Genomic DNA, 20,596 nt, shown 5'->3' on the forward strand with positions numbered 1-20,596 from the left:
GCCGAGCTCCTCCGGCGCCGAGAGGTCACCGCCCGGGGAAACCCCGAGTGTTCCCGGCCATTGCCCGGCCAGGGGCACTATGACTAGCCTGTGTTCGTTATGCCGATCGACAGTTGAAATTTCGAACACTCGCCGCAGACAGAACAGAGGGAGGGGGCCGACCGTGGGACGCCTAGTACCTGCCGTGACCCGGGCGCTCGACATATTGGAGCTCTTCCTGGACGGGGACGGCACACTCTCCGCCCCCGACATCGTGCGCAGACTCCAGCTGCCCCGCACCACCGTGCACGAGCTGGTCACCACGCTCGCCGCCCGGGGGTACATCGTCCAGGTCCAGGGCCAGCCGGGCCGCTACCGCCTGGGCGTCCGCCCGTACCAGCTGGGCAGCCGTTACGCCGAGCAGCTGGACCTCGCCGCCGAGGGCCAGCAGGTGGCCAGATCCGTCGCCGAGACCTGCGACGAGACGGTGCATGTGGCGATCCTGGAGTACACGGACGTCATCTACATCGCCAAGGTCGACTCCACGCACGCCGTGCGCATGGTCTCCGCCGCGGGCCGCCGCCTTCCGGCGCACTGCACCTCCGTGGGCAAGATGCTCCTCGCCTCCCTTCCCGACGTCGAGCTGTCCGCCCGGATCCCGGACGACGCCGACCTGGTCGCCATGACCCCCAACAGCATCACCGACCCGGCCGCTCTGCGCGAGGCCCTGGCCCGGATCCGTGAGCGGGGTCTCGCCGTGGAGAACCGCGAGTCCAACCCGGACGTCTCCTGCGTCGCCGCGCCGGTCCGCGACCGCGCGGGCAAGGTCGTCGCCGCGCTCTCCATCTCCGTCCCCATGATCCGCTGGAGCGACGAGCGCCGTGTCGAGCTGGAGCAGCTCGCCGCCAAGGGCGCGGCCGAGCTGTCCGAGCGCCTCGGCCACCGGAGCGTGGCATGAGCCCGCACAGGGGCCGCACGGGTCACACGAGTGACGCGGGTCACGCGGGATACGAGGTCGCGGTACGGGAGTACGCGGCCCTCGGCGAGGGGCCCACCTGGGACGCCGACACCCAGCGACTGATCTGGATCGACATCCTCGGCTGCCGGGTCCACACCTACGACCCGGCCTCCGGCCGTCGCACGGTCCTCGTCACCGAGCAGCACGTCGGCGCGGTCAAGCCCCGCGTCGGCGGCGGTCTCGTCCTGAACCTGCGGGACGGCGTCGGCCTCACCGACCCCGACGGCTCCTTCCGCTGGCTGCACCACGAGCCGGTCCCCGGCCGCCGCGCCAACGACGCCGCCGTCGCCCCCGACGGCTCCCTCTTCGCCGGCACCATGCGCTACGACGAGGCCCCGGGCGGCGGCACCCTGTCCCGCTTCACGGCGGCGGGCCTCGCCTCGACCGTCCTGGACGACGTCGCCGTGAGCAACGGCACGGGCTGGAGCCCGGACGGCCGGCTGATGTACTACATCGACTCCCCGACCCGCCGCATCGACGTCTTCGACTACACGGACACCGGGGACGGCGTACGGCTCCCTGTCAACCGCCGCCCCTTCGTCACCGTCGAGGACGGCGCGGGCTACCCCGACGGCCTCACCGTCGACGCCGAGGGCTGCGTCTGGGTCGCCCTCTGGGAAGGCGCAGCCGTCCGCCGCTACACCCCGACCGGCACCCTGGACCGCGTCGTCCCCCTCCCCACCCCCCGCCCCACGGCCTGCGCCTTCGCCGGCCCCGACCTCACCGACCTCTACATCACCACAGCCCGCACAGGCACGGCCACCCCCCACCCCCTCTCGGGCTCCCTACTGGTGATCCCGGGCGCAGGAAAGGGCCTACCCCAGCCGGCATTCGAGGGCTGACAGCCACCCCACACCTCACCCCATCCCCGCCACAGCGCCGCCCATCCGCGACGGCGCTGCCCGGCGGTGCCGTACCGACCGTGTCCCCGCCGTACCGCCCGCAGCCGTGCGGGCCGGGCGGTCGCGGTCAGATGCCGGCGGCTTTGCGTTCCTCCGGAGTCAGTGGGGCCTCCTTCAGGCTTGGTTTGAGGGGGCCGGTGGCTGCTGCGAGGAGGGTGGTGGGGGTGAGGAGGATTTCGGGGCCGCGTTCCAGGGAGGTCACGTCGGTGAGGCGGCGGGCGATGCGGCCGTTGCCGGTGGCGGTGTGCACCAGCCGGTCCACGTACGCGGACACGAGCCGGTCCCGCCATGTGGGCCCGGCCTCGGTCGCCCCCTCGTAGAACACGTCCTGCCCTATGGCCAGGTCCCAGGCGACCCCCACCGGCCGGGCCACGGCCTTCTGGATCCGCCGTGCCAGACCGGGTGAGCCCCAGCCCTGACGCCGGATCACATCCCGTAGGGCGACCGCGCTTTGGGCGGCGACCGCCATCCCGTGCCCGTACACCGGGTTGTACACGGCGAGCGCGTCCCCGACGACGGCGAAGTTCTCCGGCCAGCGGGACATCCGCTCGTAGAACCAACGCCGGTTGGCCGTGGACCGCGTGAACGCGACGTCGCCCAACGGCTCGGCCCCGGCGATCAGTTCACCGATGATCGGATGCCGTAGTTCCTCCCGGGCGAACCGGACGAAGTCCTCGTTGGCGGGGGAGGGCTCGCCGCCCCGCGTCCCGGACTGCATGACGATCCACCGGCCGTCCTCGATGGGCACCAGGAAGGCGGACCGACCGGGCCCCGGCCGCCGCGCGTCGGCCTGTACGGCGACCACCGGAAACCCCCGCCGGGCCCCCTCGGGCGCACGGAAGACCCGGCTGGCGTACGCGAGACCGGAGTCGACCTCCCGCCGCTCCGGCGCGGGCAGCCCGAGTGCCGCGAGCCAGTGGGGCGCGCGCGAGGCCCGGCCGGTGGCGTCGACGACCAGCCCGGCATCGAGGACCCGCTCGGTGCCGTCGTCGTGCCGGACCCGTACCCCGGTCACGGCCGCCCCGTCGCCGACGAGCCCGAGCACCTCGGTGCGATCCAGCAGCCCGACCCGGTCGTCGGCGAGGACCGCCGCACGGACGGTCGCGTCCAGTAGATCCCGCCCGGCCAGGAGGCAGTGGTGGGACACGGGCCAGCGCCGGTACCACCCCTGGGGCGACAGGACCACCATGTCCGTGGTCACCGCCTGCCGGTGCGCCCCGGCGGCCAGCAGCCGCCCGGTGGTTCCCGGCACCAGCTCCTCCACCGCCCGGGCCCCGCCCGACCACAGCATGTGGGCGTGGCGCGCCTGCGGCAGACCCCGGCGCGGACCGGCCCCCTCGGGCAGCGCGTCCCGCTCGACGACCGTGACCGCGTCCACGAACCCGGCGAGGGCACGGGCCGCGAGCATCCCGGCGAGGGAGCCACCGAGCACGACGGCGGTGCGCACGGGCGGGGCGGACCGTGACGACCCGGAGGACGGGTCGACGGCGGCGGGACGTTCACTCATGTACCGGCACACTGCTCTCTGTTCGGGAGTCTGTTCGGGAGGCGACGGCGAGCGCGCGCACCGCCTCGATCTCGACCGGCTCACGGAGCACCAGCGACACGGCCTCGATGTCCTGGAGCAGGTCGGTGAAGTCCGAGGAGACCATGAACTCCCCCGAGCCCGCCGCAAACCCCGGGAAGACGAGCGGACCTGTCGTGAGCGGACCTGCCGTGAGCGGACCTGCCGTGAGCGGACCTGTAGTGCGTGGAGCTGTAGTGAGTGGACCCGTCGCGAGCGGGTCCGTCGTGAGCGTGACCGCCGGCCCGCTGTCCGGCGACCGCCGCCGCGTGGCCACCGCGTCCTGGATCGTGACGGCGGCGGCGAGGGCCTTCGCACGGCCGGGCGTATGACCGAGGTCCAGCGCGGCGTCGTACGCGAGGCGCCGCAGATCCTTGTCGAGATGGCGGGTCAGCCGGAGCAGACCGTCCCGGATGAACGTCTCCCGGCGGGTGAGGCGCAACTCCGGGGTGGCGCGCAGCGCGAACGGGACGCGGGAGCCGTCGACGGTCCGGATCAGCAGATACAGGGGCCGCAGCCGCCGCAGGCCGGCCCGCACCCGCCAGCGGTCCTGCAGATACTGGCCGCCGTGCGGCAGGATGAAGCCCACCGCGATGAAGATGGCCGCCAGGGCGACGACCGGCGGCGCCACATGCGTGCTCAGCCAGTCCAGGTCGTGCCCCGTCCAACGGGCCACCACCGCCGTGAACTTCGAGGCGTCGAACACCAGATTGAGCACGCAGCCCAGGCCCAGCGCCTTGAGACCTCCGCGCAGCCACAGATCGAGGCCGTCCGCGCGCGCCCAGTTCCGAATCAGCCGGTAGGTGATCAGACAGGCCGCCGTGTGCGCGAGGAGGTAGAGCAGGATCTCCTCGCGCATGAAGGGGGTGGTGGCGTAGTACGTGTCGAGGTCGCGCAGCCGCTCGCGGGGGACGTCCGCCAGCGCGAACAGCACCCACAGCACGACGATCACCCCCGCGTACACACCGACGACCCACCGCATCAGACGGCGCGTCGCCGGGGACCGGGCCGCCGGGCCGTTGCGCCAGGCGACGATCAGCAGCAGACAGCACGCGCAGAACGCGGTGATGAGTGAGTACACCCAGGGCGCGGCGACGTTCGGCACGCCCACGACCCGGTTGGTCCACGCGATGACCGACGGCACCGCGAACACGAAGACACAGGCGGCGAGCAGCAGCAGCCCGCCGACCGCCCGCAGCAGCGAGTCCCGCCACAGCTTCACGATGCTGGGCAGCTTGATCACCAGGGCGGCGGTGAGGACGGCCGTGGGGATCCAGAACGAGATGTACAGCTCACCGAAGAAGTCGGCCGGATCGGTGGAGCCGAGTGCCCCGGTCGTCGTCGCGGGCACGGCCGTCCCCCTCATCTGCGGTGCCTGCGATAACCCAGGGACGCCTGGATGGCCTGCCCGACGGGATCGGCCGAACCGTCAGGTCCGGCGGCCCCGCCCTGCCCGGTGTCCACCCAGGAACGGAAGGCGGTCGCGAGCCGGTGCCCGAAGTCCTCGGCCTCCTGCTCGTCGGACTCGTGCGAGCCGTTGCGCGCCGCGATGGGCGTACCGCCCTGCCCGAGCGCGGCCGACAGCTCGGGGGAGAGCGGGGGCAGCGCGGCCCCGCCCTCGCCGGGGTCACCCGGCCGCCCGTCCACGGCACCCGTCTCCCCGGACAGGGCGAGCGTGGCGGCATCCGGGCCCGGCAGTTGGTGATGACAGTGCCCGGCGTGCATGTGCCACAACTCATGGCCCAGGATGACCAGTTGCTGCACGGTCTCGGCCCGCTCCTCGACGATCACCAGATCGAAGTCGGGGAACTCCATCCACAGCCCCGTCACCCCGATTCCGTCCGGGAACCGCTCGAACCGCAGCTTCACCGGCCGCCCGCCCCGCCGCGCGCTCATCTCAGCGCACAGCGCCGCGCCCAACTCCCGTACGTCTACGGGCGCGTCGAGCCTTCCCCGGACGGCCTTGCTGAGCCCGGCGGTCAGCTTCCGCATCTCGGCGGCGGACGGCGACGGCAGCAACGCGGCCCGCACCCTGGCGACGGCCCCGCGCAACGCGGCGACCCCCCTGCCCCGCCCGGCTCCCGTCCCACCCCCGACACCCGTGCCCCGCCCGGCCCCCGTGCCCCCGTCGCGGCTCATCACCGGGCCTCCTCGTCGTCGACACCGAGCAGCCCTTCGAGCATGACGGCGAGAGCCTCCTGCTTGCGACGGGTCAGCCGATGGCCGCGCAGCGCGAGCGTGACGACCCCGTGCCGGGTGGCGAACTCGACCAGCGGCCCGTCGTCGTCAGGGCCGCCCTCAAGTCCCGCCAGTACACGCAGGAGTTCACGGTTCAGGACGGTCGCGGCCGGGTCGGTGAAGAACCGGACGCCCTCCTCGATCCCGAAGAACCCGGCGAGTTCGGTCAGATCGGGCACGTTCGGCATCTTCTTGCCGAGCAGCAGCTGTCTGGCCCACTCGGGACTGATCGAGAGCCGCTCGGCGACCTCCCGGCAGACCTCCCCGGCCCGCTTCCCGCTCCGCGCGACATACGCCTCGTGCAGCGCCCGCACCCGCCCACGCACCCGGTCGTCGACCCGGCCGGCCACCGGCTCGCCCCCGTCGAGCAACGCCCGTACCTCGTCCTCACCGAGAGCGGTACGTTCGGCCAGCACGCGCACATCGAGAAGCCGGCCCCGGTCGGCCCCGCTCCCGGCGATACGGGCGTCGAGTCGTTTCAGGGTCTCGGCAAGGGCATCGGGGAGCTCGGGCACGGGCCGACCCTACGTGGCACAAGACGCCCACACCATGAGATTCCAACGATCGTTGAATTTTGACGAACGATGGTTGCGCTACCCGGAATGCGCGCCCCTGAGAAGCACGGGGCGCAGCCCCTGCTTCTTTCAGGGGCGCGGGGAACTGCGCGAGCAACCACGAACAACCCGCACCCGCCCGACCACCGCCCCCGGCAGTCGAATAGGCGCCCATTCGCAGGCCCATCCGCAAGCCCACCCCACCCCATTGACTCGCCCCGACTTCGACCATAGCGTCCCGTTCGGCTAGACGATCACCATCCGCAGTACCGAACATCGAACACCGAAGGGGCCGCCCTCGATGACCCGCACCGCCCGCTTCACCCTCGACCCCGCGTTCAAGGTCGGCGAGGTCAACCCCCGACTCTTCGGCTCCTTCGTGGAGCACCTCGGCCGCTGCGTCTACACCGGCATCTACGAGCCGGACCACCCCACGGCCGACGAGGCGGGCCTACGCGCCGACGTCCTGGACCTGGTCCGGGAACTGGGTGTCACCACGATCCGGTACCCCGGCGGCAACTTCGTCTCCGGCTACAAGTGGGAGGACTCCGTCGGCCCCGCCGAGGACCGCCCCCGCCGCCTCGACCTCGCCTGGCGCTCCACCGAGACCAACCGCTTCGGCCTCTCCGAGTACATCGCCTTCCTGAAGAAGATCGGCCCCCAGGCCGAGCCGATGATGGCCCTCAACCTCGGCACGCGCGGCGTCGCCGAGGCCCTCGAACTCCAGGAGTACGCCAACCACCCCGCCGGCACGGCCCTCTCCGACCTGCGCGTCGCCCACGGCGACAAGGACCCCTTCGGCATCAGACTCTGGTGCCTCGGCAACGAGATGGACGGCCCCTGGCAGACCGGTCACAAGACGGCGACGGAGTACGGCCGGGTCGCCGCCGAGACCGCCCGCGCGATGCGCCAGATCGACCCGGGTGTCGAACTCGTGGCCTGCGGCTCCTCCAGCCAGTCCATGCCGACCTTCGCCGAGTGGGAGGCGACGGTCCTGACGGAGACGTACGACCTCGTCGACCACATCTCCCTGCACGCCTACTACCAGCCCGAGGACGGCGACGTCGACTCCTTCCTCGCCTCCGCCGTCGACATGGAGTCCTTCATCGAGAACGTGGTCGCCACCGCCGACCACGTGGGCGCGAAGCTCAAGTCCAAGAAGAGGATCAACCTCTCCTTCGACGAGTGGAACGTCTGGTACATCTCGGAGTGGCACGAGATCGAGAACTCCGGCGCACGGGACTGGGCGGAGGCCCCGCGCCTCCTGGAGGACAACTACAGCGTCACGGACGCCGTCGTCTTCGGCTCCCTGCTCATCGCCCTGCTCCGGCACGCCGACCGCGTCACCGTCGCCTGCCTCGCCCAGCTCGTCAACGTCATCGCCCCGATCATGACCGAGCCGGGCGGCCCGGCCTGGCGGCAGACGACGTTCTTCCCGTTCGCCCAGGCCTCGAAGTACGGGCGGGGCGAGGTGCTCGACGTACGGGTGGACTCGCCGACGTACGAGACGAAGAAGTACGGCGAGGCGGATCTGCTGCACGCGACGGCGGTGCGGGCGGAGGACGGGTCGGTGACCGTCTTCGCCGTCAACCGGAGCCGTACGGGGGCGCTGCCGTTGGAAGTCGCGCTGAACGGGCTGGAGTTGAGCCGGGTCGTCGAGCACAGTGTGCTGGCCGACGCGGATCCGGACGCGCGGAACACGTTGGCGGAGCCTGAGCGGGTCGGGCCGCGGGTGGGGGAGGGGGCCGCCGTTCAGGATGGTGTGCTGAGCGTGGTTCTTGAGCCGCTGTCGTGGAATGTGATCCGGCTCGGCTGAGAGCTCGGGGCGACTGTCCGCTGCCGGGTGCGGGTCGTTCGTGGTTGCTCGCGCCGTTCCCCGCGCCCCTTCGAGGGCGCGGGTGGTCGACAATGTTGCCCATGAGGATCTCGGCACGGGCGGATTACGCGGTACGCGCGGTACTGGAGCTTGCCGTACGGCAGGACAGTGGGCCGGTGAAGGCGGAGGTCATCGCGACCGTGCAGGAGATTCCGCACAAGTTCCTCGAAGGCATCCTCGGGGACCTGAGGCGCGGCGGCCTCGTCACCAGTCGGCGGGGCGGCAGCGGTGGGTACCGACTGGCGCGCGAGCCCGCTGCCATCACCGTCGCCGATGTGATCCGGGCCGTCGACGGGCCCATCGTCTCGGTGCGCGGCGAACGTCCCACCGGCCTGACCTACACCGGCTCCGCCGAACCGCTGCTGCCGCTGTGGATCGCGCTTCGGGCCAATGTCCGCCGCATCCTGGAGGGCGTCACCGTGGCCGACATCGCGGCGGGCACCCTCCCCGAGCCGGTGAAGGACCTGGCGGCGGAACCGGCGGCCTGGGAGAACCCGTGACGCCGCGATCCCGTGACCCGGTGACCCGGTGACCCCTGCCCCTGCCCCCTGACCCCGTAGGCCCGGCGGGCGGCCGCACAGGATCGTTACCTCGTCCTCAGCCAATCCTCAGCTCGGCCCCGTAGCGTTGCCGCCCGGTCGATCCCTACTTAACCGGTGGGAAAGACAGGGAAGAAGCGGCGACGGAAACGGAAGACGGGACAGGGAACGGATGCGGACGCTGGTACTGCTCGCGCTGGCGGGCCTGGGCGCCCAGCTCGTGGACGGCAGCCTGGGCATGGCCTACGGCGTGACCTCGACGACGCTGCTGCTCGCCCTGGGCACCAACCCGGCCGCCGCCTCGGCCACGGTGCATCTCGCCGAGATCGGCACGACCGTGATGTCGGGCGCAGCGCACTGGCGGTTCGGGAACGTGGACTGGAAGGTCGTCATCAGGATCGGTGTACCGGGCGCGGTGGGCGCGTTCCTGGGCGCGACCGTCCTCTCCCAGCTGTCCACCGAGGTGGCGGGACCGGTGATGTCGCTGATCCTGCTCGGCCTCGGCCTCTATGTCCTGTCCCGCTTCACCCTGCGCGGCCTGCCCCGGGAACGCCTCGGCCGGCCGCTGCGGAAGCGGTTCCTGGCGCCGCTCGGCCTGGCCGCCGGCTTCCTCGACGCCACCGGCGGGGGCGGCTGGGGCCCGGTCGGCACCCCGGCCCTCCTCGCCAGCGGTCGTATGGAGCCCCGTAAGGTCATCGGCTCCATCGACACCAGCGAGTTCCTCGTCGCGGTCTCCGCGAGTCTGGGCTTCCTCTTCTCCCTGGGCTCCCAGGGCCTCGACTGGACCTGGGTGGCCGCCTTCCTCCTCGGCGGTCTGATCGCCGCGCCGGTCGCCGCGTGGCTGGTCCGCCTGGTCCCGCCGAGGGTGCTGGGCTCGGCGGTGGGCGGCGTCATCATCGCGACGAACGTCCGCACGCTCCTGAAGAGCGACTGGATCGCGGCGTCCGGTGCGGTGAGCGCGGTCGTCTACGCCGCCGTGTACGCCCTGTGGGCGGCGGCCCTGGCGTACTCGATCCGAGAGCACCTGAAGGAGAAGGTGGAGGACGCGGAGGAGACGGCGACCCCAGCGTCCCAAAGGGGCGCGGGGAACCGGGCGACCGGCCAGGACGATCGGGAGGCCGTCGAACCGACCCCGTCCGGCACCCGCTGACGCGCACCGCCGGCCGACTCGCCTCTCAGTCCAGGTCGGCCTGGACCAGATGGTGGTCCGAGTACGGGGTGAGGTGCACGCGGTGTTCGCGCGGGGTGAGGCCGCGCAGGAAGACGTAGTCGAACTTGCTCTGCCAGTCGGTGGTCAGCCCGCAGTCGCCGGCCGGCGAGGGACGGCACGCGGGGTCCGTGTCCGTGGCCAGGGCCCATATCGGGGTGAGTTCGGGGGCCTCCGGCACGGCGTTGAAGTCGCCGACCAGGATGAAGCGGTCGTACCGGACGACGGCTTCGGCGAGTACGGCGGTCTGGTCCGCCCGGACCGCTTCCTGACGCCGCTGGGCGAGGTGGGTGTTGAAGACCCGGACGGACCGGCCGCCCACCTCGGTGGTGACCGCCATGTATCCGCGGGCCTCGGAGCCGCCGTCGGGGTAGGCCACGTCGACGGCGTCCGTCATCGGTGCCGCGGAGAGGACCGCCTGACCGTAGCCGCCCGGGCTCCACGGCACCCCGCCGCAGCGGCCCCAGTGCCGGAGCACCGCCCCGTACTCGACGTGGTAGACCAGCCCGTACAGGTTCTCCAGATACTCCCGGATCCGCTCGACGTCCCGCACGCACGCCTCTTGCAGCCCGATGACCTGGGGCGCGTATCTGGCGATCTCCGACGCCCGGTCGACGTTGCTCTCCTTGCAGGGGTTGCACATGTTCCATGTCATGACCCGGTTCGGTACGACGTCCCGGACGGCCTCGACGGGCCGTGACCGGGCGAAGAGGGCGTCGCTCGGCGCACTGGGGCCGACGAGCACCACACAGGCCAGTGTCACGGCACCCGCGAGCAACCGCATGCCCCGTCCGAACACGGCCGCCTCCTCAAGGTCGATCCACGTCACATCTGACGTCTCCGCACACGAGGTTATGCCCCAGCCGCACGGCCAGCGTCACCTCGGCCCCCGTTCCCGTCAGGTCCGTCGTGACCGTCAGACGGTCGGTGACCAGGTGGGCGAGCCAGAGGCCGCGGCCGGGGCAGTTGTCGGTGAGACCGGGGAGGAGTTCGGGGATGGCGGGGGTGAAGCCGGGGCCGTTGTCGGTGATGCGGCACTCCAGCTCATGGGGGAGACGGCGGAGTTCCAGGCGGCCCTGGCCGCCCGCGTGTTCGACGGCGTTGGCGGCGATCTCGCTGACGGCGAGGGTGAACTCACCGAGGCGTACCCCGCCGAGGCCCGCCGCCGCGGCCGTGTCCTCCACCTGGGCGCGCACCTGGGGGAGGTTCTCCCCCGTGAAGTGGCGTTTCAGCAGGAGTGTTTCGGGGGCGGGGCAGGGGCCGCGGCCGGGGGTGTCACCGCCCGGGCCGCCGATCGTGTCGGTTCCGCTGTCCGTCTCCCCGCCCGGCGTCACGGCCGCCTCCTCTCGATGGGTGTCGATGGGTACGGGCACGGGGCGCTGGGCGTCAAAGACGAACCGCCGTACCTCGCCCACGCTAGCCGTGCTCGCCCGATGAGTACCCAGGAGATCGAGAGGACATCGTGCCTGGTCGAAACCGTATGAATTCGATCGGTTGGCGATCGCATTAGCCCGACCTCGGCTGATCGGTTTGCGTCCACCGATCGGTCGGGCCGCCTCCCCGGCCCGTCGAACGGCACCGGCCCCCACCCGCACGGTCCGGGAGGGGGCCGGTGCCGTCCTGGGTCAGCTCGACTCCACCCCCACCGTCAGCGACCCCGCGTACCCGGCCGTCGGCGAACTGCCCAGGGCCGTCAGGGTGAGGAGAAGAGCCGGCCGGTGTGGAGCTCCTGGCCGCCCGTGAACGAGCCGTCGGAGGTCAGCGCGACGTCGGTGTGCACCTTGAGGTGGATGTGGACGCACCGGCCCCGGTACCAGCCGGGGTAGACCGTCGTGATCCTCGCGACGCCGGCGGCGTTCGACAGGACGGCACCGCGCAGGAACGTGCCGTTGTCGGGCTCGTCGTGGCCGTTGTTGCCGACGAATCCGGAGTACTCGCCGAGCGCGTCGCAGTGCCAGATCTCGACCAGGGCGTCGCCGAGGGGCGCGCAGGTGTCGTCGTCGACGACGGTGAGGGTGAGCTGGAGCGGGAAGCCGGTCTTGTCCTCGCTGATGTCGGCGCGGACGAGCTGTCCGTCGAGGTGGTAGGGGCCTTCGGTCATCTCCTTCGTGAGGGTGCAGACGGCCGCGGCGGCGACGGGAGCGGTGTCCCCGGTCTCGGTCGTCCCGACGGCGGGGGCTTCGGGCGCGGCGGCGGCGCCCACGACCAGGGTGGCGGCCGTATTCAGCGCGAGTTCAGCCTGGGGCTAGGGGGTTCACTCCGCCGTCTTCGCGATCGACTCCAGTACCTTCCGCGGATCCCCGCCGGGGGCCACCGCCTTGCCGATCCGCGCACGGATCGAGGCCGCCACCTCGGACCAGTTGGTCTCGGCGACGGGGTACAGGCGGAGGTTCTGCAGGGTGTCGAGACCGCTCCACAGGGGCTGGTGGTCCTTGTCTTCGCGCATCGCGTCGGCGGCGGAGGTGGTGACGGGGAGCAGTTCGTACTGGGCGGCCTGCTCGGTCACGTACTTGTCGGCGTAGAGGAAGTCGAGGAACTGGCCGATGGCGGCCCGGTGTTCGTCGTTCCTGAAGGCGATGACCCAGTCCGCGGTGCCCATCGCGGGCGTGTCCTCGCCGTCACGGCTCGGCAGCGGGACGGCGCCGTAGGGCACGGGCTCGGAGGAGTCCTCGATCCGGCGGATCAGCGACAGCGGGGCGTTGACCATGGCCGCGTCACCGGTGAGGAAGGCGTCGAGGGCCTCGCCCCGGTTCAGGTCGCCGGGCGCGACCGGGCCGGTGAGCCCCTCGCCGACCAGGTTCTCCTTCAGCCAGGTCAGCGTCGCCACATTGGTGGGGGAGGCGATGTCGTAGCTGTTCGTGGAGTCGGTGTAGCCGCCGTCGCCGGCCAGCAGCCACATCAGCGTCTCGGCCTCCGCCTCCTCCGGGCCGAGCGGCACGGCGATCGGGTACTCGACCCCCTGCGCCTTCAACGCCCGTGCCGCGTCGCGGAGTTCGTCCCAGGTCTTCGGCGGCTCCAGGTCGGCCCGCTCGAACAGGTCCTTGTTGTAGTAGAGCAGCCGGGTGCTCGCGGTGAACGGCAGGCCGTACTGCGCCCGGTCCATCTCCCCGGCATTGGCGAGGCTCCGGACGAACGAGGCCTGGACCGGGACCGACAGCACGTCGTCGGCGCTGTAGAGCAGGTCCCGCGCGGCGTACTCGGAGTAGCTGTCCGTCTGCACGATGTCGGGTGCCTCGCCCCGCTCCACCAGCGCGGCGACCTTCTCGTCGACCTCGTCCGGGTCGTAGACCTCGACGTCCACGTCGATGCCCGGGTGCTCGGCGCCGAACGCCAGGGCGACCCGGTCCCAGTAGCCCTCGGAGTTCTTGCGGACGCTGTCGCCGTAGTTGGTCGCGACGACCGTCAGGGACACCGTGCCCGACTCCGCGTCCGCGTTCCCGCCGCAGCCGGACAGCCCGGCCGCGAGCCCCAGCGCGGCCGTGGCCGCCACGAATGTCCGTGCCTTGTGACGCACGGTGCACCTACTTCCGGCGTGAGTACGGGACTTGGAGATCGGACTTGATCGTATGGCGCGCACCGGTGAGTACGGGGCCGGATGGGTTGCGTTCTTGTTCCGGCGACGTGACAGGTGTGACCGAGATGCCCCACCCGCGCCAGGAAGTACGGAATCGGCACGCCCGTCGTTCACTTCGCCGGGCGGGCCGGGTACGCGGGGTGGCCATGAGGTGAACTCCGGAACTCTCGCCCGAGTACCCCGGATGAAACAGCCCCGGTGGGTGTTCGGGAGGGTTTTTCCGTACAACCCCCGGTTCCGGAGCGGTGTCGTAACGAGTACTCATCTCATCTCTACTCAACTCACCGCTCCGCGAAGGGGTACCTCGCCATGCCCGTCCACAGACTTCCCCGGCACAGAGCCGCCACCGCCGTCAGTGCCACCACCGCACTCACCCTCGCCCTGGCCGGCGCCCTCCTCACCGCCCCCCTCGCCCAGGCCGCCCCCGCGCCCGCCGCCTCGCTCGTGCACGAGAAGGGCGAGCTGTGGTTCAAGGCCGCGCCCGGCCAGGCGAACCGGCTGACGGTGTCGGCGAAGATCGTGGAGCGGACGGAGTGGGAGGCGGACTATGTGCTGACCTTGAACGACCGGTACCCCATCACGCTCGCCGCGAAGGAGTGCGCCTACCCCAAGCCGGCCGACCGCACGGTCGCCGAGTGCGCGGTCCCCATCCCGATGAACTCCGACGACTCGGACATCTACGACGTCAGCCTCGGCGACAACAACGACACGGTCACCATCGCCGCCGCGAACTCCGCGTACGCGGCGATCTACGGCGGCACCGGCAACGACATCCTGCTCGGCAACAAGTCCGTGGTGCTGTACGGCGAGAACGGCAACGACCGGATCGACGGCGGCGGCGGGGTGTGGGGCCTCGGCGCCTTCGGCGGACGCGGCAACGACACCATGACCGGCTGCACCTACAACTGCCACGGCGGCGCCGACCACGACACCCTCAGCGGCGGCGCCAACTCCAACGGCCTGTACGGCGACTCCGGCAACGACACCCTGTACGGCCGGGCCGGCAACGACGGCCTCCACGGGGGCAAGGGCAACGACAGGCTGTACGGCGAGGACGGCAACGACAAGCTCTACGGCAACAGCGGCGACGACATCCTGTACGGCGGCAAGGGCAAGGACACGCTCTCCGGAGGCCCGGGCCGCAACAAGCTCCACCAGGACTGACACCGCCAGGACTGAGACCACCGGGACCGACACCACCGGGACCGACGCCGGGCCTCCGGCGGACGGGCATCCGATGGACGTGCCCCGACGGACGGGCCCGACAAGGCGACGCCCCCGACAGCGGCCCGTACAGGGCCTGTCGGAGGCGTCGCCTCATGGGGTCATTCGGTGGGCGGGGGAGGCCGGACCTCACCCCACCTGGTTGTACACCGCCCCCGCAGCCGGCCATCCCTGCGGCTCCTCCAGCGGCTCCGGCTGGGTGCGGCCGCGTACCTGGGCGGCGGTGAGGCCCTGGGCCGCGCCGTTGACGCGGCGGCCCTGGGCGGCCGCCGCGAGGCCGGGCATACCGGTCTGGGAGACGGGCTGGAGGCCGGGGACCGGCATGCCCGGGCTCGGCATGCCCGGGCCCGGCATGGCGGCGGCCGGTGCGGCGGGCATCGGGGCCGGTGCGGGGACCGGCATCGGCATCGGGGCCGGTGCGGGCGCCGGGGACGGGAACTGCATGGACGATTGCATGGAGGGCTGCATGGGCGCCGGCATGGCCGCGGCGGGCGCCGGCGCGGGGGACGCGAACTGCATGGAGGACGCGGGCGCCGGGGCCGGCATGCTCATGGCCTGCGCGGCGAGGTTCTGCATCCCCGTGCCGCTGGTCTCGCCCATCAGCCGGTCCACGGCCGCCGTACCCGAGCTGTAGCTGGTCCCGGTGCTCAGCTCCGGCACGGCGGCTCCCCTCCTGGACCCGTAGAGAACCGACTCCAGGCCGGACACCAGGCGACGGACGTCGACCTGGGGCCGGACCACGAGTCGCAGGAAGCGACTGGACGAGCCGACCTTGTTGCCGCACTCGCGGACCAGGACCCGGTGCTCGGTGAGGAGCCGGTCGCGGACCACGGTGCCCTCGGCGCCCACGGGCAGGCGCACGAAGAGGAAGTTCCCCTGCGACGGGTAGACCGTCAGCCCGGGGAGGGCGGAGAGCTGGCGGGCCATGTCCAGCCGGTCGCGGCGGACCTGGTGCAGGCTCTCCATGTACTCGGCGCCGTGGTTCTTCAGCATGAACACCACGTGCTCGGCGAAGGAGTTGAGGTTCCACTTCGGCAGCATCGAGCGGACCTTGCCCGCGAGCGCCGGGTTGGCGACCAGATAGCCGAAGCGGATGCCGTGCAGACCGAAGTTCTTGCCGAGGCTGCGCAGCACCACCACGTTGGGCCGCATGACCGCGTCCTGGACCGTGGACGGCTCGGACTCGGCGTCGGCGAACTCCAGGAACGACTCGTCGATGACGATCAGATCCAGGTCGGCCATCGCGTCCATGAACTGCACCAGCGCGTGCCGGTGCAGGAAGCCGCCGTCGGGGTTGTTCGGGTTGCAGATGACGGCGACCCGGGTGCCGCGGGCGCGGATGAACTCGGCGTACTGCGCGAGGTCCAGGGCGAAGCCGCTGGACTCCTGGAGCGGGAACATGTCGACCCGCTTGCCCGTCTCCATCGGCTGGTCGGTCCAGCGGCCGAAGGTGGGCACGGGGACGGCGAGCGACTCACGGACCATCAGATGGTCGAGCCAGGTGATGAGTTCGGTCGAGCCGTTGCCCATCGCCACGCACTGCGGCGGCAGTTGGAGCAGATTGCACAGCTCCGCCGTGATCGTGTCGGCGCTGCTCGGGTAGTACGTGATGATGTCGCGCAGCTTGCCCGCCATGTCGTCGAACATGGCGGGGGTGGGGAAGTACGGATTGCACGGGATACAGAAGTCCACCGGACCCACCCCGTCGCCGCCCTCACGCGTCAGCGCCGCCATAGAAGGGCTGTGCGCCGCGGTGCTGCGGAACAACGAGGTGACGTTGTCGGCCATGGAACCTCCGTAGGGGGCGGACCCGTTGGGGACGACCGGGTCCGACGACTAAGGGCGGCCCGTGCGGGGGAGCACGGGCCGCTCATACATACGGAGGCTGGGGCGGCTCTGTTCAATCGCTGAGAATCCGGTAGGAAGTTGTGAATCAGCTGTGAAGGCGGGCCGTCAGGCAAAGGTGTGGACGGTCGTCGAGCGGTACGTCTGCCCAGGTCGCAGCACGGTCGACGGGTACGACGGCTTGTTCGGCGAGTCCGGGAAGTGCTGGGTCTCCAGACACAGCGCGTCGCCCTGCCGGTAGGCCCTCCCGGCCGGTCCCACGAGTGTGCCGTCCAGGAAGTTCCCGGAGTAGAACTGCAGCCCCGGCTCGGTCGTCGAGATCCGCAGCGTGCGCCCGGACACCGGGTCGGTGAGCGTGGCGATCCACTCCGGCTCGGTGGTGGCGCCCTTGTCCAGCACCCAGTTGTGGTCGAAGCCCTTGGCGTACAGCAGCTGTCGGTCGTTCGCGCGGAGGTCCTCGCCGATCGTCTTGCCCGCGCGGAAGTCGAAGGGGGTGCCCGTGACGTCGGCCGGTTCGCCGGTGGGGATCAGGCCGGAGTCGACGGGGGTGTAGCGGGCGGCGGCGATCGTCAGTTCGTGGCCGTGGACCGAGCCGCCGCCCTCGCCCGCGAGGTTCCAGTAGACGTGGTTGGTGAGGTTGACGACCGTGGCCCGGTCGGTGGTCGCCTCGTAGTCGATACGCCACTCGCCGCGCTCGGTGAGGGTGTAGGCGACCGTCACGTCCAGCGTGCCGGGGTACCCCATCTCGCCGTCGGCGCTGGTGCGGGTCAGCCGCAGACCGACGTCCGGGCCGTCCGTGAACGGCTCGACGTCCCACACGACCCGGTCGAAGCCGTCCGTCCCGCCGTGCAGGCTGTTGTCGCCGTCGTTGACGGAGAGCTCGTACGTCTCGCCGTCCAGGGTGAAGCGGCCCGCCCCGATGCGGTTGCCGTACCGGCCGATCAGGGCGCCGAAGTAGGGCGACCCGGAGACGTAGTCCTCGACGGTGTCGAAGCCCAGGGAGACGTTCGCGTACCGGCCGTCCCGGTCCGGGATCTCCAGGGACTGCACGATCCCGCCGTACGACAGGACCTTCAGTCGGGTGCCGCCGTTCTCCAGCGACCAGCGGTGGATCTCGGTGCCGTCGGCGAGCTTGCCGAAGAGTTCCTTCACCGGTTTCCTGCCTCTCGTGAAACGTGGGAAAGCCGACGGGTCCCGCGCGCTCGTGGCACGCGGGACCCGACGACTTGCTCGAAAACCTGCCTGCGAACCCTGTCTACGAACCGGACTTGCGCTTGTTCCACACGTCGAAGCCGACCGCCGCCAGCAGGGCCAGGCCCTTGATGACCTGCTTCCAGTCGGAGCCGACGCCGAGGAGGTTCATACCGTTGTTCAGGACACCGAGGACGAGACCGCCGATGATCGCGCCGAGGACGGTACCGACACCGCCGCTCATGGACGCGCCACCGATGAACGCGGAGGCGATCGCCTCCAGTTCGTAGTTCAGACCCGCCTTCGGTCCGGCCGCGTTGAGGCGGGCGGCGACCACCAGTCCCGCCAGGGCCGCGAGCACGCCCATGTTCAGGAAGACGTAGAAGGTGACCTTCTTGTCCTTGACGCCGGACAGCTTGGCCGCCGGCAGGTTGCCGCCGATCGCGTAGATGTGCCGGCCGAAGACGGTGTTGCGCATGACGTAGCCGTAACCGACCACCAGCAGACCGAGGATGATCAGCACGATGGGCGCGCCGTTGTAGCTGGCGAGCAGCAGCGTGAGGACCGTCAGGGCGGAGACGATCGCGACGAGCTTGAGCAGGAAGAGGTTGGTCGGCATCAGGTCGAGCGCGAACTCCTGCTGACGCTTCCGGCCCCGGACCTCCTGGATCACCACGAAGGTGATCAGGACGAGACCGAGCAGCAGGGTGAGGTTGTGGTAGTTCGTCTCGGGGCCGACCGCCGGGAGGAAGCCGTTGCCCATCTTCTTGAGGCCCTCGGGGAAGGGACCGAGGGTCTGCCCCTCCAGCAGGATCTCCGTCACACCCCGGAAGGTCAGCATGCCGGCGAGGGTGACGATGAACGACGGTATGCCGAGGTACGCGATGAAGAACCCTTGGATCGCGCCCGCCACGGCACCCGCCAGGAGGCAGAGCACCATGGCGACGGGCCACGCGATGTCGTGCTGCACGGTCAGTACGGCGGCGAAGGCCCCGACGAACGCGGTCAGTGAGCCGACCGACAGGTCGATGTGGCCCGCGACGATGACCAGCATCATGCCGATCGCGAGGACCAGGATGTAGCTGTTCTGCAGCACCAGGTTGGAGACGTTGCGCGGCAGCAGCAGGTCGCCGTCGGTCATCACGGCGAAGAACGCCACGATCAGGCCGAGCGCGATCAGCATGCCGTACTGCCGCATGTTGCGCCGCATACCGTCCAGCATCAGCTGGAGCAGCCCTCCGCCCGCCGCGCCCCCGCTCTTGCCGGGCGGCGCGGGGGCCGGGCTCTTGGCGGTCACATCCGTGCTCATCGGGTTACCTCTTTGTCCTTCGTCATCTGACGCATCAGCGATTCCTGCGTGGCCTCGGCACGCGGGAACTCACCGGTCAGCCGCCCTGCGGCCATCGTGTAGATGCGGTCGCACATCCCGAGCAGTTCCGGCAGCTCGGAGGAGATGAAGACGACCGCCTTGCCCTCAGCGGCCAGCTTGTCGATGACCGTGTAGATCTCGTACTTGGCGCCGACGTCGATGCCGCGTGTGGGCTCGTCCAGGATCAGCACATCCGGACCCGCGAAGATCCACTTGCTGAGGACGACCTTCTGCTGGTTGCCGCCGGACAGCTTGCCCACCGGCTCGAAGACGGTCGGCGCCTTGATGTTCATGGACTTGCGGTACCGCTCGGCGACCTGCCGCTCCTCGTGCTCGTCGACCACACCGCGCTTGGAGACCTTGTTCAGGGCGGTCAGCGAGATGTTCCGGTTGATGGTGTCGATGAGGTTGAGGCCGTAGTGCTTGCGGTCCTCGGTGACGTACGCGATGCCGTGCCCGATCGCCTCGGCGACCGACTTGGTACGGATCTCCTTGCCGTCCTTGAGGACCGTGCCGCCCGCGTACCGGCCGTACGTCCGCCCGAAGACGCTCATCGCGAGTTCGGTGCGGCCGGCGCCCATCAGGCCCGCGATACCGACGATCTCGCCGCGCCGGACGTTGATCGACACACCGTCGACGACCTTGCGCTGCTGGTCGATCGGGTGGTGCACGGTCCAGTCGCGGATCTCCAGGGCCGGGGCCGAGCCCGCCTCCGGCTCGTGCGGGGTGCGCTCGGGGAAGCGGTGGTCGAGGTCGCGGCCGACCATGCCGGAGATGATCCGGTCCTCGGTGGTCTCCTCGGCCTTCACATCGAGGGTCTCGATGGACTTCCCGTCGCGGATGATCGTGACCGAGTCGGCGACCCGGCGGATCTCGTTGAGCTTGTGGGAGATGATGATCGAGGTGATGCCCTGGTTCTTCAGCTCCAGGATCAGATCGAGGAGTTTGCCGCTGTCCTCGTCGTTCAGGGCCGCGGTCGGCTCATCCAGGATGAGCAGCTTCACCTTCTTCGACAGCGCCTTCGCGATCTCCACGAGCTGCTGCTTGCCCACGCCGATGTCCGCGACCCGGGTCTCCGGGTGGTCGCTGAGACCCACCCGGCCGAGCAGCTCGCTGGCGTGCCGCAGGGTGTCGTTCCAGTTGATGACGCCGCGCGTGGCGTGCTCGTTGCCGAGGAAGATGTTCTCCGCGAGCGACAGGAACGGCACCAGCGCCAGTTCCTGGTGGATGATGACGATGCCCCGGTGCTCGCTCGCCCGGATGTCCTTGAACTCGCAGACGTCACCCTCGAAGAGGATGTCGCCCTCGTAGCTGCCGTGCGGATGGACGCCGGAGAGCACCTTCATCAAGGTCGACTTTCCGGCGCCGTTCTCACCGCAGATGGCGTGGACCTCGCCCTGGCGGACGGTCAGTGAGACGTCCGACAGCGCTTTGACACCAGGAAAGGTCTTGACGATCGAGCGCATTTCCAGGACGGGTCCCGCCATGGTCGTGCCTTCCAATCCGTGAGGGTCGA

General features: G+C 70.7%; 16 protein-coding genes and 2 pseudogenes. 6 read left to right on the forward strand and 12 right to left on the reverse strand.

Annotation, left to right across the window (positions count from 1 at the left end; all coding sequences use genetic code 11):
• The first annotated feature begins 163 nt into the window (after nt 1-163).
• Nucleotides 164-937 (forward strand): IclR family transcriptional regulator, encoded by a 774-nt coding sequence (locus ABT147_RS08720; protein ID WP_351403513.1) that lies wholly within the window; start codon nt 164-166, stop codon nt 935-937.
• The gene (locus ABT147_RS08725) at nt 934-1,839 is read left to right on the forward strand and encodes an SMP-30/gluconolactonase/LRE family protein (protein ID WP_351403514.1); all 906 of its coding nucleotides are present in this window, start codon (nt 934-936) and stop codon (nt 1,837-1,839) included. Before ABT147_RS08720 ends, ABT147_RS08725 begins: the two co-directional genes overlap by 4 nt.
• Before the next feature lie 127 nt (nt 1,840-1,966).
• Here ABT147_RS08725 and ABT147_RS08730 read toward each other — a convergent pair whose 3' ends face one another.
• From ABT147_RS08730 to ABT147_RS08745, 4 genes are all read right to left on the reverse strand, one after another.
• On the reverse strand, nt 1,967-3,307 hold the full coding sequence (locus tag ABT147_RS08730; protein ID WP_351403627.1) for an NAD(P)/FAD-dependent oxidoreductase: 1,341 nt from the start codon (nt 3,305-3,307) through the stop codon (nt 1,967-1,969).
• Nucleotides 3,308-3,398: 91 nt separating this feature from the next.
• The gene (locus ABT147_RS08735; protein WP_351403515.1) at nt 3,399-4,829 is read right to left on the reverse strand and encodes an MAB_1171c family putative transporter; all 1,431 of its coding nucleotides are present in this window, start codon (nt 4,827-4,829) and stop codon (nt 3,399-3,401) included.
• Entirely contained in the window at nt 4,826-5,602 is a 777-nt protein-coding gene (locus ABT147_RS08740; protein ID WP_351403516.1) for a toxin-antitoxin system, toxin component, read from the reverse strand. The genes ABT147_RS08735 and ABT147_RS08740 overlap by 4 nt, the downstream gene beginning before the upstream one ends.
• Nucleotides 5,602-6,216, reverse strand: a complete 615-nt coding sequence (locus ABT147_RS08745) for a transcriptional regulator (protein ID WP_351403517.1) — start codon at nt 6,214-6,216, stop codon at nt 5,602-5,604. Before ABT147_RS08745 ends, ABT147_RS08740 begins: the two co-directional genes overlap by 1 nt.
• 340 nt (nt 6,217-6,556) lie before the next feature.
• On the opposite strand from ABT147_RS08745, the gene arfA reads away from it, so the two are divergent.
• From arfA to ABT147_RS08760, 3 genes are all read left to right on the forward strand, one after another.
• Nucleotides 6,557-8,071, forward strand: coding sequence for an arabinosylfuranosidase ArfA (gene arfA / locus ABT147_RS08750; RefSeq protein WP_351403518.1), 1,515 nt, complete (start codon nt 6,557-6,559; stop codon nt 8,069-8,071).
• Between the two features lie 101 nt (nt 8,072-8,172).
• Nucleotides 8,173-8,631 carry an RrF2 family transcriptional regulator gene (locus ABT147_RS08755; protein ID WP_351403519.1) on the forward strand — a complete coding sequence of 153 codons (459 nt, stop codon included), beginning with the start codon at nt 8,173-8,175 and terminating at the stop codon, nt 8,629-8,631.
• A gap of 211 nt (nt 8,632-8,842) precedes the next feature.
• Nucleotides 8,843-9,820, forward strand: a complete 978-nt coding sequence (locus tag ABT147_RS08760) for a sulfite exporter TauE/SafE family protein (protein WP_351403521.1) — start codon at nt 8,843-8,845, stop codon at nt 9,818-9,820.
• Nucleotides 9,821-9,845: 25 nt separating this feature from the next.
• Here ABT147_RS08760 and ABT147_RS08765 read toward each other — a convergent pair whose 3' ends face one another.
• The 4 genes and pseudogenes from ABT147_RS08765 to ABT147_RS08780 all read right to left on the reverse strand — a co-directional run bounded on the left by ABT147_RS08765 (nt 9,846) and on the right by ABT147_RS08780 (nt 13,391).
• Entirely contained in the window at nt 9,846-10,661 is an 816-nt protein-coding gene (locus ABT147_RS08765; RefSeq protein WP_351403628.1) for an endonuclease/exonuclease/phosphatase family protein, read from the reverse strand.
• A 25-nt stretch (nt 10,662-10,686) separates the two neighbouring features.
• Nucleotides 10,687-11,250, reverse strand: a complete 564-nt coding sequence (locus ABT147_RS08770) for an ATP-binding protein (protein WP_351403629.1) — start codon at nt 11,248-11,250, stop codon at nt 10,687-10,689.
• Between the two features lie 252 nt (nt 11,251-11,502).
• Nucleotides 11,503-12,104 (reverse strand): annotated as a pseudogene (locus ABT147_RS08775) (dioxygenase family protein).
• Between the two features lie 27 nt (nt 12,105-12,131).
• Nucleotides 12,132-13,391, reverse strand: a complete 1,260-nt coding sequence (locus ABT147_RS08780) for an extracellular solute-binding protein (protein ID WP_351403522.1) — start codon at nt 13,389-13,391, stop codon at nt 12,132-12,134.
• Nucleotides 13,392-13,760: 369 nt separating this feature from the next.
• Here ABT147_RS08780 and ABT147_RS08785 point away from each other — a divergent pair, with 369 nt between their 5' ends.
• Nucleotides 13,761-14,615, forward strand: a complete 855-nt coding sequence (locus ABT147_RS08785; protein ID WP_351403523.1) for a calcium-binding protein — start codon at nt 13,761-13,763, stop codon at nt 14,613-14,615.
• A 189-nt stretch (nt 14,616-14,804) separates the two neighbouring features.
• On the opposite strand, the gene ABT147_RS08790 is transcribed toward ABT147_RS08785, so the two are convergent.
• The 4 genes and pseudogenes from ABT147_RS08790 to mmsA all read right to left on the reverse strand — a co-directional run bounded on the left by ABT147_RS08790 (nt 14,805) and on the right by mmsA (nt 20,567).
• Entirely contained in the window at nt 14,805-16,463 is a 1,659-nt protein-coding gene (locus ABT147_RS08790) for a pyridoxal phosphate-dependent aminotransferase (protein WP_351403524.1), read from the reverse strand.
• Between the two features lie 165 nt (nt 16,464-16,628).
• A pseudogene (locus ABT147_RS08795) lies at nt 16,629-17,684 on the reverse strand (aldose epimerase family protein); the annotation flags it as partial.
• 91 nt (nt 17,685-17,775) lie between these two features.
• Nucleotides 17,776-19,020 (reverse strand): multiple monosaccharide ABC transporter permease, encoded by a 1,245-nt coding sequence (mmsB, locus tag ABT147_RS08800; RefSeq protein WP_351403526.1) that lies wholly within the window; start codon nt 19,018-19,020, stop codon nt 17,776-17,778.
• Nucleotides 19,017-20,567, reverse strand: a complete 1,551-nt coding sequence (mmsA, locus tag ABT147_RS08805) for a multiple monosaccharide ABC transporter ATP-binding protein (protein WP_351403528.1) — start codon at nt 20,565-20,567, stop codon at nt 19,017-19,019. The genes mmsB and mmsA overlap by 4 nt, the downstream gene beginning before the upstream one ends.
• Nucleotides 20,568-20,596: the final 29 nt, after the last annotated feature.

Origin of the sequence: Streptomyces sp. NPDC001868 (assembly GCF_040297125.1) — a bacterium.
GTDB lineage: Bacteria > Actinomycetota > Actinomycetes > Streptomycetales > Streptomycetaceae > Streptomyces.

Excerpts from the sequence above, each read along its gene's own strand:
- ABT147_RS08785 (WP_351403523.1), top strand. The coding sequence starts at position 13,761 with ATGCCCGTCCACAGACTTCCCCGGCACAGAGCCGCCACCGCCGTCAGT.
- mmsB (WP_351403526.1), bottom strand. The coding sequence starts at position 19,020 with ATGAGCACGGATGTGACCGCCAAGAGCCCGGCCCCCGCGCCGCCCGGC.
- ABT147_RS08760 (WP_351403521.1), top strand. The coding sequence starts at position 8,843 with ATGCGGACGCTGGTACTGCTCGCGCTGGCGGGCCTGGGCGCCCAGCTC.
- mmsA (WP_351403528.1), bottom strand. The coding sequence starts at position 20,567 with ATGGCGGGACCCGTCCTGGAAATGCGCTCGATCGTCAAGACCTTTCCT.
- ABT147_RS08735 (WP_351403515.1), bottom strand. The coding sequence starts at position 4,829 with ATGAGGGGGACGGCCGTGCCCGCGACGACGACCGGGGCACTCGGCTCC.
- arfA (WP_351403518.1), top strand. The coding sequence starts at position 6,557 with ATGACCCGCACCGCCCGCTTCACCCTCGACCCCGCGTTCAAGGTCGGC.
- ABT147_RS08755 (WP_351403519.1), top strand. The coding sequence starts at position 8,173 with ATGAGGATCTCGGCACGGGCGGATTACGCGGTACGCGCGGTACTGGAG.
- ABT147_RS08740 (WP_351403516.1), bottom strand. The coding sequence starts at position 5,602 with ATGAGCCGCGACGGGGGCACGGGGGCCGGGCGGGGCACGGGTGTCGGG.
- ABT147_RS08790 (WP_351403524.1), bottom strand. The coding sequence starts at position 16,463 with ATGGCCGACAACGTCACCTCGTTGTTCCGCAGCACCGCGGCGCACAGC.
- ABT147_RS08765 (WP_351403628.1), bottom strand. The coding sequence starts at position 10,661 with ATGCGGTTGCTCGCGGGTGCCGTGACACTGGCCTGTGTGGTGCTCGTC.
- ABT147_RS08725 (WP_351403514.1), top strand. The coding sequence starts at position 934 with ATGAGCCCGCACAGGGGCCGCACGGGTCACACGAGTGACGCGGGTCAC.
- ABT147_RS08730 (WP_351403627.1), bottom strand. The coding sequence starts at position 3,307 with ATGCTCGCGGCCCGTGCCCTCGCCGGGTTCGTGGACGCGGTCACGGTC.